This window comes from Lutibacter sp. (assembly GCF_013041805.1).
In the GTDB taxonomy this organism is placed as follows: domain Bacteria; phylum Bacteroidota; class Bacteroidia; order Flavobacteriales; family Flavobacteriaceae; genus Lutibacter.
The window spans coordinates 1-12,160 of record NZ_JABDRI010000005.1 but is presented as its reverse complement, the minus strand read 5'-3'; the positions used below and the strand labels follow the sequence as shown (position 1 = coordinate 12,160).

The following is a 12,160-nucleotide window of genomic DNA, read 5'->3' as shown; positions in this document are numbered from 1 at the left end:
CTATAAAACGAAGTATAATTTCAGGATCAACACTTCGTTTAATGTCAACGGTGAGGATGGCGTTTTCTTTTTTTGCCCAATCCAAAACATCCTTAAATAATGGAATTTTAAAATCGGTAATAGCGCCAAAATCATCTTTAAGTTTGAGTTGCGATATTGTTTGCCAGTTGTTTTCATCAACCCTGCCAAAACCGGTTGTTGTTCTCTCAAGCGAATTGTCGTGCATAAGTAGTAAAACACTGTCTTTACTTTTTGCTACATCAATTTCAAATAGTGTATTGGGAATGTGCTTTTTGATGTATTTCAACGTTTCTAAACAATTTTCAGGATAACCTGCATAACCTTTCCCTCCACGATGAGCACTAATTAATATTTCACTATTCTCAGTATACCTAAAAAAAGTTTGTAATGTATTCTCTTGCTTGCTTGTTTCAGCACATCCTCCAAAAAGAAATGTAATTACTAGGATTTGAACAAATAGTTTTTTCATGATTTATTATTTTAATATTTTTTGTGCCATTTTATCTTGAAATTACTTGTTATCGTATATTATTTGAATCCTACGGCAAATACTTTTTATCAAAATTGGGTTTCCGTTTTTCTAAAAAGGCATTTCTTCCTTCTTTTGCCTCGTCGGTCATATACGCTAAACGAGTGGCTTCACCAGCGAATACTTGCTGTCCAACCATTCCATCATCAGTTAAATTCATGGCAAATTTCAGCATTTTTATAGATGTTGGAGATTTCCCCAACACTTCTTGCGCCCATTCGTAAGCAGTATTTTCTAACTCTTCATGTGGAACAACTGCATTTACCATGCCCATTTCAAAAGCCTCTTGTGCTGAATAATTTCTTCCTAAGAAAAATATTTCACGCGCTTTCTTTTGCCCAACCATTTTTGCTAAATACGCTGAACCATAACCACCATCAAAACTAGTTACATCGGCATCGGTTTGTTTAAAAATAGCGTGTTCTTTACTTGCTAAGGTCATATCGCAAACTACGTGTAAACTATGTCCTCCACCAACAGCCCAACCTGGCACAACGGCAATCACAACTTTTGGCATAAACCGAATTAAACGTTGTACATCTAAAATATTCAATCTATGGTAATTATCTTCTCCCACATACCCTTGATGTCCACGAGCTCGTTGATCGCCACCACTACAAAAACTATAAACACCATCTTTAGTACTTGGTCCTTCGGCACTTAGCAATACTACTCCAATATTTAAATCTTCTTGCGCATCATGAAAAGCTTCTAACAATTCGCTGGTTGTTTTGGGTCTAAATGCATTTCTTACATTAGGCCTGTTAAATGCTATCCTGGCAACTCCATTACACTTTTTATAGGTTATATCTTCAAATTCTTTTACTACCTTCCAATTAATTTTACTCATTAACTCTAATTTTAATGTAAAAATAAATTAATTTAGTGGTTATTAAAATATAATATCCATATTACTTAAATAATTGCTTGGGTATAATCCAAAAAAAAAACAAAAAACTCCATGAACAAAGTATTAGTTATAATAGTAATTGTAGTCTTTTCCTCAACAATATATTCTCAAAATATTCAAACAAAAAAATTTAATTCAATTGAATTAAACAATGATAGATATTTAAAAGTTTACATTCCGCCAAGTTATCAAGCCGATTCAACCAAGTTATATCCTTTAACAATCGTATTAGATGCAGAATATTTATTTGATGTTTATGTAGGCAATTCAATACTTTTTGCTAATAAAGAAAAAGCCCCTGAACAGATTATTGTAGGAATTAATCAAAATTATTATAATGAGAGATATGAAGACTGCTCTTATCTTGAAGAGAATAGTTTCCCGACTGAACAAGGTGAAGCCTTTTACAGATTTATTAGAGGTGAACTATTAGATTATTTTGAAGAAAATTATAGAGTCTCACCTTTTAAAACAATTATTGGTAACACTTTAACTGCCAATTTTATTAACTATTTTTTAATTGAGGATTACCCAGCTTTTAATGCCTATATAAATGTAAATCCCTATTTTGCTATGGATATGCCATTAATGATCCAAAGCAAAAGCCAACAAGTAAGCGACGAAAATATTTATTATTATGTAAGCAATGGAAAATACAATTTAGAGAAATGGAATAATGTTATTACCTCAATAAATGATTTACTAGTAACTACTACAAATCCGAAATTTAAATATAAATACGACTTATTTGACAATAGTACAAAAGTTGCATCAATAGGGCAATCTATTCCAAGTGCTATGGCATTTATATTTGAGTTATATTCTGCAATTTCTAAAGAAGAATTTGAAGCAAATATTAAACATTTATCTCCTGCTGATGCTATTGCATACTTAGAAAATAAATATATAGAAATAGATTACTTATTTGGTAGTAATTTAAAAATTAGAGAGCGAGACATTTTTGCAATTGAACCTATAATTTTAGACAAAGAGAATGGTGATTATCTAAAAAACTTTGGTGATATGATTAATAAATTATATAAAGAATCACCTATTGGAGATTACTATATTGGTCGCTATTATGAAACTGGAAACAAACTAAAACTCGCATTAAGGTATTATAAAAGTGGCTATATGAAATTACCTGAGGGGGATCCAAATGCAGACGGTTATTATGAAAATATTGAAAGAGTTCTTAAAAAACGTGATGGCACTTTCATTGAAATGCCAAATGAAAATGAGAATTAATCATAAAAATAAAATATCTTTATTTACTCTACATAAATTAAACTAATACCTTCTTCAGAAATTGTAATTAATTTTTGTCTAAATAATCCTCCAACAGCATTTTTAAATGCTTTTTTGCTCATTCCTAACTGATATTTAATATCATCTGGCGAACTTTTATCATGCAATCCTATAAATCCACCTTCTTTTTTTAAAGCCTTCAAAATAGCAATTTCATTCTTAACAATCACATTTTTAAATCCTACTGGTTGTAAACTAACATCCAATTTTTCATCTTCTCTAATCTTCTTTAGATATCCTACTAATTTTTGACCTTCTTCAATTTTTTGATACAGTTCATTTTTATACAACAATCCTTCAAATTCTTCATTTACTAATACTGTAAAACCAATACCTGTATTTCTTACAACTAATAAATCTACCTTATCTCCTACTTTTAAATCCATTTACTATTCTTTTAAATTATCAAAATATGATTTCAATATCATATCGTTTTTTTCTCTTGGTGTAACTATTTCTAACAATTTTGGAGTTTCTGATTTTTCATAAAAACAAGAAAGCTGATTTTCCAAATCAACTTCATTTGTAGCAGTTAAATACTCCAAATTATACATAGCACATAAATGCTTGGCTGTTAATTTATGTGGCGTTTCAAAATAATCTAATGACTGAGATTTTTTCGGTCCAGGAATAAATCTAAAGATACCTCCTCCTCCATTATTTATAACGATAATTCTAAAGGTATTTAAAATATAATTATTCCATAAAGCATTACTATCATAAAAAAAACTGATATCACCAGTAATAAATACTGTATTTTCTTTTACCACATAAGAGGCACCAATAGCGGTACTTGTACTTCCATCAATACCACTAGTTCCCCTGTTACAAAATACTCGTATTGACTTATCAATATCAAATAATTGAGCATATCTAATAACTGAACTATTACTCAATTGCAATTGTGAATTAATTGGTACGGAGACTAATAATTTGCTAAAAACTTTTAAATCTGAAAACTCACAATTTTCAATAAATTCTTTATGTCTATTTAGCCTGAAAGCCTTTTTTTGTAACCAATACTGTTGATAGTTACTTTCAACATTTTTGGTCAAAAAGAAAAATTGACTAAAAAATAATTGTGGTGAAACTTTAAAATGATGCTCTAAACATTGAAACGTATTAAATGCTCTTTTAGCATCACTATGCCAATGGTGTTTTGGTTGAAATCTTCTTAAATGTTGTTTTATTTTTTTTGAAACAATTAACCCTCCTAATGTTAATAGTATTTCTGGCTGAAATAGTTCAAGTTCTTCTTCACCTAAAGGAAAAATAAGTTTATCTATACTGTTTATAAATTTTGAATGAGCAACATTCGTTGTGTTTTCCACCAATACTAACACCGATGGATCTTTAACCAAATGTTCTAACTGTATTTGTAATAATTCATCAGGAAAATGCTCTCCAACAAGCACAATTTTTTTTTCAGAAGCATTCCAAATATCTGCAAATTTTTGAAGTTCATTTACCTCTAGTGGAATTTCATCAATTAAGCTTTCTTTTATCTCTATTTTTTCTTCACGTTTAGAAAAACTTATTTCTTCAAATTCATACAAAGGTTCATCAAAAGGAACATTTATATGAACTGGACCCTTTTTATCTGAGGCTGTTAAAATAGCCTTTACAATTTTTTCATTATCTTCTCCAAAACCTAAATTAGCTGAATACAATATATGGTTTTCAAATACATTCTCTTGACGAATTGTTTGACCATCACCTACATCAATTAGATGCTTTGGTCTATCTGCCGAAATAACAATTAAAGGTATATTACTATAAAAAGCTTCTGCAATTGCTGGATAATAATTTAATAATGCCGATCCCGATGTACATAATAACGCAACTGGTTTTCGTATTTGTTGTGCAATTCCCAATGCAAAAAAAGCAGCAGACCGCTCGTCTACAATTGACAAAGTTTCAATACCTTCAGCTTCATTAAAACCAACAATTAAAGGCGCATTTCTAGAACCTGGCGAAATAACAACCGTATTAATGTTATAATTAACACAATTTTTAACAACCTGCTGAGCTAAAATATTTTTGGGAAATTTTGGCATTCAAACTTATAATTTAAAGTTGCAAAGTTACGGAAAGTAATTGTACATCTAGCGATAAACTAATTACAAAACTTTTTTCATAACTTTAGATTTTGCAACCGTTTCTTTCCATTCATTTTCTGCAATACTATCTTTAGTAATACCACCTCCGATATAAATAACGGCTTCTTTGTTTTTTAACTCCATACAACGCAAATTAACAAACAACTCTGTGCTATTTTCATTATTAATTTCACCTAAAAATCCAGAATAATATGATCTGTTATAAGCTTCATTTTTTAAAATAAATTCTGTTGCAATAGCTTTAGGCAGCCCACAAATAGCAGGGGTTGGATGTAATGAACTAACCAATTCACTTAATAAATTAGGTGAAATTAAATCACCCGAAATATCTGTTCTTATATGCACTACATTTCCCGCTTCAACAGTATAAGGGGCTGAGATTTTAATACTATTTAAATAGGGTTTTGTACTTTCAAAAATAAAATCTGTTACAAACTTTTGTTCTTGCTGCTCTTTATCCTTCCAAACACTATTCACACCTTTTTCATTCAATTGAGTTCCTGCCAATGCCATTGTTTTAAAAGTACTATCAGCCACACTCAGTAAACGCTCGGGCGTTGCTCCCATCCACAACCCAATGGATGGATGATACCATAAATACACAAATGCATTTTGATAATTGTATAACATTTTTTTATACACATCAAAAACATCTAAATCTTGAATTTTAATATGCTCCTTTCTTGACAGAACTATTTTTTTTGCATTTCCCTTATTAATAAAATTAATTCCTTTTTGCACTAATTGAATATGATTTTCTTTTGAAGTTTCATTCAAATTATCTTTAAATATTGAAGAAGTTACAACCAAATCTTTAAATTCTTCTTGAGAAATTTCAGATGTTATTTTTGTTGACTGATCCTTTGAAAAAAATATCTTTTTTTGGTTTTTATCGAAAGGAGCAAAAACGAAACCTTGCTCAGAAAAAGAAGATAAAAAATTTAACTCTTTTGAGTTCTGAAAATAGCCTGTTATTAATTTTTCATTTGGTTTTCTGAAAACCACAAATGGAAAATTTAAGTCATAAGCTTGTTTTACTTTATTAAAAAATGATGTTATTTCCTTTTGCAATTAGTGTGAATTTAATTGTGAAAAATATATTTTAAATTTACTCTTTTAAGTTACTATTTAGCTAAAATATAGTTGGTTAATTTACAAATAGAAATTACCCGACCCCGCTCATCTTCAACTTTAATTTCAACTAAATGAATTGTTTTTCCTTTGTGAATTATTCTACCAGTAGCGGTAATAATTCCACTTTTAGCACTGCGTAAATGATTTGCAGAAAACTCAATACCTCGAACACTAAACTTATCCATATCAATAGCTAATAAAGATGTTGGACTACCAACACTTTCGGCTAAAGCCATAGTAGCGCCTCCATTCAAAATACCATCAGGTTGATGCACTCTGGAATTAACTGGCATAGATGCAACCAAATAATCTTCACCTAAATCAATATATTTAATAATCAAAGTCTCCATTAATGTATTTTTACACATGGCATTTAACGACTCTAAAATTGCTTCTTTTTTACCCATAAAAAAATTGTTAGAGTGTAAAAATAAGAATTTAAAAGTTTAAATAGTACCTTTGCAAACGAATTGTATTTTATTAGAATGGCGTATAGAATTAGAATTATTTTAGATGTTAAAGATGACGTAATTAGAGATTTAATTGTTGATAAATCAATTAATCTAGAAGAATTACACTTTACTATTGCAAAATCTTTTGGTTTTAAGGGACAAGAAATGGCTTCTTTTTACAGAACTGATGAAAATTGGGAACAAGGAGATGAAATTCCTTTATTTGACATGTCAGATTTCGGCGATTCAATTTCAATGAAAACTTTTATGGTAACTGATGCTTTCACTAAAATAGGTGATAAACTAATTTATGTTTATGACTTTATGGCTTTGTGGACATTTTTTGTTGAGCTAACGGAAATAAAAGATACTACGATTGATAATTTACCAATAATAGCACTTTCATTTGGGAATGTGCCAGATGAAGCACCTGAAAAAGAGTTTAAATCTGAAAAACTAGCAGATGACTTTGATTCTTTTGATGACGAAAATGGTTTTGAAAATATAGATGATTTTGATTTTGAAAATTATTAATGAATAATGTACGCATTTACATTTTCGTAATTTCTCGTAACAAAAGCAAAAGCTACTTTTAAAATTTCACCCATAGATTTGCATTCTTTAAACTTTATATCCCTAGTATACTCGTACAAGTCCATCTTAAGTTGATTTATATTATTTACGGTTGAAATTTTATCATGAACCATACAATCTAATAAATCATTCACTCTGTCCTGTGCACCTCTTAATCGTCGTGCAATAGCAGACCGCTCTTCTTTTTTGTATTGTTCAATAGATTCTTCTTGTAAATTATCTGTAACCATTTTAACAAATGGATAATTTTCTTTAAAAAATTGAGGAAAATAAACTTTTAAATTCCCTTCATAACTTTGTTGGTCAAAATCCATAGCCCGCATACGATATTCTACTTGATCAAAATCGTAAGAAGCCACAATTACATAGTTATATGAACGCATATCTCCTAACAATCGAATCATACAACGTTCATTAAATTTTACAAATTCTTTTGATAATCTTTTTTTTCCTCTAACAGAAACACTATCCATATTTTCAACTAAAAATTGATCGCCGGGAATACCCAAAACATGCTCTTCAATTAAGGTATCTTTATACACCAAGAAATTAATATTATTGGGTGATAAAATATGCTCTAACTCTAGTCCATAAACACGAGAAGCATCAGCTTTTTTAACGTATAAATAGGTATGGTTATCATTAAGTATGTTTCTAACTTTTACTCTAAATGGTTTTGAATTTCCAAACGTACAATAATCAATACCGTCAATTGTTAAAAAAGGAAGTGAATCTTCTGTTCCATCTCCATGTAAAATCATGTACATCCGTTTCAAGCTTAAATCAATTTCATCGCGTTCATGTTCAGAATAATAAACTCTAATCCAAAGCGTATCTTCTCCGTTTTTATCATACACCTCAACACCTCCATCAAATCGAAGTAGATCATCATAAAAAACTGGAATTTTAATATTTCTATTGTATTCCGTTAAATAATTGTACAACTTCTCATTAATTGGAAAAGGCGGTTTTTTCTTTGAAATTAATTTTTCATCCATAAGCTACATCACATATTTATTTCAAATTTAGTATATTGCTGTAACAATTTTCCATAAAACTCGTCTTAATTTTATACTAAACAAAAAAATATTGGAAACAATCATATCTATTCACCAACTTAATAAAAAATTTGGGAACATTCATGCTGTAAATAATTTATCTTTTGACATTAAAAAGGGAAATGTCTACGGTATTTTAGGTCCAAATGGAAGTGGAAAATCAACCACGCTAGGAATTATTCTCAATGTTGTTAATAAAACATCCGGAAGTTTTAATTGGTTCGATGGCAGTTTATCTACGCATGAAGCTTTAAAAAAAGTGGGGGCAATTATAGAGCGCCCAAACTTTTATCCATATATGAGTGCTATTCAAAACTTGAAATTAGTATGCAAAATAAAAGAAATTCCATTTTCACGAATTGAAGAAAAGCTAAAAACGGTAAATTTATATGAACGAAGAAATAGTAAGTTTAAAACTTTTTCTTTAGGAATGAAACAACGTTTAGCTATTGCATCTGCACTTTTAAATGACCCTGAAATTTTAATTTTAGATGAGCCTACAAACGGTTTAGATCCTCAAGGAATTCATGAAATTAGAAAAATAATAAAAGATATTGCTAGTAATGGCACTACTATTTTATTAGCATCGCATTTATTAGATGAAGTAGAGAAAGTATGTTCGCATGTTGTAGTGATTAGAGAAGGTATCAAACTATATTCTGGAAGAGTTGACGAAATGACAGCTTCACATGGTTTATTTGAACTAAAAACTGAAAACGACTCAGAAAAATTAATAGAACTACTAAATAACTTTGAAGGTGTTATTTCAGCAAAAGTAGATGAAGAACTAAAAATAATTGCAACCCTAAGTAAACCAATTTCTGCCTCTGAAATTAATAGCTATATTTTTAAAAATGGTATAGTCCTTTCACATTTAGTTAAGAGAAAACCTAGTTTGGAACAACAATTCTTAACCTTAACAAACAAAAACTAGCATGCTACGACTCCTTAATATAGAAATCCATAAACTAAAATATAATAGAGCTAGTAGAGTTTTAATACTAATTTATTTTGTCCTATTAACATCAATAGCACTAATTGCAGCAATTAAATTTGATATTGGCCCTATAAAATTTCACTTAGCAGAACAAGGGATATTTAATTTCCCATATATATGGCATTTTAACACTTATATGGCATCTATTTTTAAATTCTTTTTATTACTTGTTATTGTTTCAATGATGGCAAACGAGTACAGTAATAAAACATTAAAACAAAATTTAATTGATGGCTTAAGTAAAAAAGAATTTGTTTTATCCAAGTTTTATACGGTGGTATTATTAGCGGGTGTTTCTACATTATTTGTATTTTTAGTCTCAATTGTACTTGGGTATATTTATTCTGATTTTAATGAATTTTCAATAGTCACCGATGATTTAGAATATTTATTCGCATTTTTTGTAAAATTAGTAGGTTTCTTTTCATTTGGATTATTTTTAGGAATCTTGGTTAAAAGAAGTGCTTTTGCTGTTGGAGCTATGCTAGTATGGGCTATGTTTGAAGGTTTTATTAAAGGAATGTCTTATTGGAAATTTGAAGATTATGTAGATCAAATTATGCAATTTCTTCCATTGGAAGCCATGGCAAACCTTATTAAAGAGCCTTTTACCCGTTTAAGTGCTGTTCAAACTGTTGCGAAGCAAGTTGGAGAAGATTTATCGAAAGATTTTTCGGTACAACCACTTGACCTAATCATAGTATTAAGTTGGTCAGCTATTTTTATTTACCTTTCATATGCTTTATTAAAAAAGAGAGATCTATAAATAATTATTACATTTTAGTAGATATTGTTACATTTGGAAAATATTAAATGATATTTCTCTAAATGAAAAAAATAGTATCAATTATTTTTCTACTAATAACAATTCATGCCTTTGCTCAGAAAGAAGCAAATGTTTGGTATTTTGGAGAAAATGCTGGCTTAGATTTTAATAGTGGAACACCACAAGCATTAAACGATGGACAACTAAACACCTTCGAAGGATGTTCCTCTTTTTCAGATAGTAGTGGTAATTTATTATTTTATTCAGATGGTACAACTGTTTGGACAAAAGATCATACTATTATGCCAGGCGGTACAGGATTAAAAGGTGATCCTTCAAGTACACAATCTGCAATGATTATACCCAAACCTGGAAGTATGACGCGGTACTATCTTTTTACTGTAGGCTCAAGAGTAAATGGAGGTGATTATGGGTTTGATTATTACACCATTGATATGAATACAAATAGTGGATTAGGGAGCGTTGTAGCCGGACCAGTTGATTTATCTGAAGGAAGATTTACAGAGTGGACCGAAAAAGTTGCTGCCATAAAAGGTCAAGAATGCAACACATATTGGGTATTATCATATGTTGAAGATGAATTTTACGCTTATAAAGTTTCGAGTTCTGGCGTAGCTGTAAACCCCGTAAAAAGTCCAAGTCAATATTTCGCAAATGACAGAAGAGGTTATTTAAAAATATCTCCGAATGGTAAAAAAGTTGCGATTGCACATATGAGTGATACATTTATTTACTTGTATGACTTTAATGCTAACGATGGCACAGTTTCAAATGCGAAAGTTCTTTCTTTAGATGTAAATCTTCCAAATAATCCATATGGATTAGAATTTTCTGCAAATAGTGAAAAATTATATGTAACTGCATCAAATGATTTTTTTAGTAACATTCCAACAGAATGGAACGATCCAAACAATCACTTATCTGTATTATATCAATTTGATATTAGCTCTAATAATATTGTTGATATAAATAATTCGAGAGTACTTATAGACTATCAAAATTTATATAGAGGTGGTTTGCAATTAGGGCCTGATCAAAAAATATATAGAGCACTTTCTGAATCGTATAATATTGGGTTACCCTCATTAGGTGTTATTGAAAATCCCGAAAATGATGGGATTGCTTGTAATTATATCCACGAAGCGATTTCTCTAGGAGGAAATAATTCTACTCAAGGATTACCCCCCTTTATTGCTTCTATATTTTCCCAAATTGAAATTTCAAGTGAGGATTCTAACGGTAATATCAATATTTTAAATGACCAAACCATTAATTTCTGTGCAGGTGATAATTTGAATATAACACCTGAACCTTTAACTGGAACTACAATAACTTATGATTGGTATTTAAATAGAAATACAACTCCTTTTTCTAATGCGAATAACCTATTGTTTTCTAATATTACACCCGCGATTGACGGCACTTATAAACTTATAGTTGGGCAAACAGATATTTGCGGTAACGTAAGCACACTAGAAGGTGAATTTAGCATCAAAGTATTTGACGTACCTACTGCTTATCAACCTGAAAATATAAAAGAATGCGATATTGATAATGATGGTTTTTCAACGTTTGATCTGCAAAACTTAAAAGATTCTGAAGTTTTAAATGGACAAAATCCTTTGAATTATAAAGTTAGTTATTTTAAAAATCAGTCTGATGCTGATGCCAATATCAATGAAATTATAAACCCTTATACAAATAGCTCTGCTTTTGGCTTGGATACTATTATTGCACGTATTCATAATATTAAAAACCCTGTATGTTTTGATACTAGAAGTTTTACCATTGAAGTTTTTGAAACTCCAAATCCACCAGCAACCATTTCAAGTTTAGGAAAATGTGATAACACATCTATTGGAACGGATACCGATGGTTTAATTATTTTCGACTTAAAAGAAAAAGAGTTAGAAATTTTGAATGGACAATCACCAACAGATTTTACAATTCAATATTTTTCTGATTCATTATTAACAAATGAAATTTTAAATTCTTCATCGTTTCAAAACACAACAATCATACAAACTATTTATATAAAAATTAGTAATAACTCAAATTCGAGTTGCTTTACGATTTCAAATTTTGACATTGAAGTATACTCCTTACCTATTTTACTACATACAGTGGTAACTCTTGAACAATGTGACGATAATTTAGCGAATGACGGGTTTAGCTTTTTTAATTTAAATGAAGCCAACGAACTAATTTCTGCAAATTATCAACACGAAACTTTTGAATTTTATGCTGATG

The 12,160-nt window shown here is 29.8% G+C and carries 11 protein-coding genes and 1 pseudogene; 5 read left to right on the top strand and 7 right to left on the bottom strand.

What is annotated here, in order from left to right; genetic code table 11:
* A partial coding sequence (locus HKP59_RS00465) for a glycerophosphodiester phosphodiesterase family protein (protein ID WP_291802526.1) occupies positions 1-490 on the bottom strand: 490 nt, incomplete at its 3' end.
* 70 nt (positions 491-560) lie between these two features.
* Positions 561-1,400, bottom strand: a complete 840-nt coding sequence (locus HKP59_RS00460; protein WP_291802525.1) for a 1,4-dihydroxy-2-naphthoyl-CoA synthase — start codon at positions 1,398-1,400, stop codon at positions 561-563.
* A 111-nt stretch (positions 1,401-1,511) separates the two neighbouring features.
* On the opposite strand from HKP59_RS00460, the gene HKP59_RS00455 reads away from it, so the two are divergent.
* A complete protein-coding gene (locus tag HKP59_RS00455; protein WP_291802524.1) occupies positions 1,512-2,708 on the top strand; it encodes an alpha/beta hydrolase-fold protein in 1,197 nt (398 codons plus the stop codon).
* A gap of 23 nt (positions 2,709-2,731) precedes the next feature.
* Here the strand turns inward: HKP59_RS00455 and HKP59_RS00450 are convergent, their stop codons facing one another.
* The 4 genes from HKP59_RS00450 to HKP59_RS00435 form a co-directional block, all read right to left on the bottom strand.
* Positions 2,732-3,154: a DNA-binding protein gene (locus tag HKP59_RS00450; RefSeq protein WP_291802522.1), complete on the bottom strand. Its 423-nt coding sequence runs from the start codon at positions 3,152-3,154 to the stop codon at positions 2,732-2,734.
* A gap of 3 nt (positions 3,155-3,157) precedes the next feature.
* Complete coding sequence (gene menD / locus HKP59_RS00445) at positions 3,158-4,825, bottom strand: 2-succinyl-5-enolpyruvyl-6-hydroxy-3-cyclohexene-1-carboxylic-acid synthase (RefSeq protein WP_291802520.1); 1,668 nt, start codon at positions 4,823-4,825, stop codon at positions 3,158-3,160.
* Between the two features lie 63 nt (positions 4,826-4,888).
* Positions 4,889-5,959 (bottom strand): chorismate-binding protein, encoded by a 1,071-nt coding sequence (locus HKP59_RS00440; RefSeq protein WP_291802518.1) that lies wholly within the window; start codon positions 5,957-5,959, stop codon positions 4,889-4,891.
* Between the two features lie 53 nt (positions 5,960-6,012).
* Positions 6,013-6,429, bottom strand: a complete 417-nt coding sequence (locus tag HKP59_RS00435) for a PaaI family thioesterase (protein ID WP_291802516.1) — start codon at positions 6,427-6,429, stop codon at positions 6,013-6,015.
* Between the two features lie 78 nt (positions 6,430-6,507).
* On the opposite strand from HKP59_RS00435, the gene HKP59_RS00430 reads away from it, so the two are divergent.
* On the top strand, positions 6,508-7,008 hold the full coding sequence (locus HKP59_RS00430) for a hypothetical protein (RefSeq protein ID WP_291802515.1): 501 nt from the start codon (positions 6,508-6,510) through the stop codon (positions 7,006-7,008).
* On the opposite strand, the gene HKP59_RS00425 is transcribed toward HKP59_RS00430, so the two are convergent.
* Positions 7,005-8,066: a hypothetical protein gene (locus HKP59_RS00425; protein WP_291802513.1), complete on the bottom strand. Its 1,062-nt coding sequence runs from the start codon at positions 8,064-8,066 to the stop codon at positions 7,005-7,007. The two genes, HKP59_RS00430 and HKP59_RS00425, sit on opposite strands and share 4 nt — an antisense overlap.
* A gap of 91 nt (positions 8,067-8,157) precedes the next feature.
* On the opposite strand from HKP59_RS00425, the gene HKP59_RS00420 reads away from it, so the two are divergent.
* The 3 genes and pseudogenes from HKP59_RS00420 to HKP59_RS00410 all read left to right on the top strand — a co-directional run.
* Entirely contained in the window at positions 8,158-9,060 is a 903-nt protein-coding gene (locus tag HKP59_RS00420) for an ATP-binding cassette domain-containing protein (RefSeq protein WP_291802512.1), read from the top strand.
* Between the two features lies 1 nt (position 9,061).
* The gene (locus HKP59_RS00415) at positions 9,062-9,889 is read left to right on the top strand and encodes an ABC transporter permease subunit (protein WP_291802511.1); all 828 of its coding nucleotides are present in this window, start codon (positions 9,062-9,064) and stop codon (positions 9,887-9,889) included.
* A gap of 62 nt (positions 9,890-9,951) precedes the next feature.
* Positions 9,952-12,160, top strand: a pseudogene (locus HKP59_RS00410) (hypothetical protein); the annotation flags it as partial.

Coding starts and splice junctions, on each gene's coding strand:
- HKP59_RS00460 (WP_291802525.1), bottom strand. CDS start 1,400: ATGAGTAAAATTAATTGGAAGGTAGTAAAAGAATTTGAAGATATAACC.
- HKP59_RS00455 (WP_291802524.1), top strand. CDS start 1,512: ATGAACAAAGTATTAGTTATAATAGTAATTGTAGTCTTTTCCTCAACA.
- HKP59_RS00450 (WP_291802522.1), bottom strand. CDS start 3,154: ATGGATTTAAAAGTAGGAGATAAGGTAGATTTATTAGTTGTAAGAAAT.
- menD (WP_291802520.1), bottom strand. CDS start 4,825: ATGCCAAAATTTCCCAAAAATATTTTAGCTCAGCAGGTTGTTAAAAAT.
- HKP59_RS00435 (WP_291802516.1), bottom strand. CDS start 6,429: ATGGGTAAAAAAGAAGCAATTTTAGAGTCGTTAAATGCCATGTGTAAA.
- HKP59_RS00430 (WP_291802515.1), top strand. CDS start 6,508: ATGGCGTATAGAATTAGAATTATTTTAGATGTTAAAGATGACGTAATT.
- HKP59_RS00425 (WP_291802513.1), bottom strand. CDS start 8,066: ATGGATGAAAAATTAATTTCAAAGAAAAAACCGCCTTTTCCAATTAAT.
- HKP59_RS00415 (WP_291802511.1), top strand. CDS start 9,062: ATGCTACGACTCCTTAATATAGAAATCCATAAACTAAAATATAATAGA.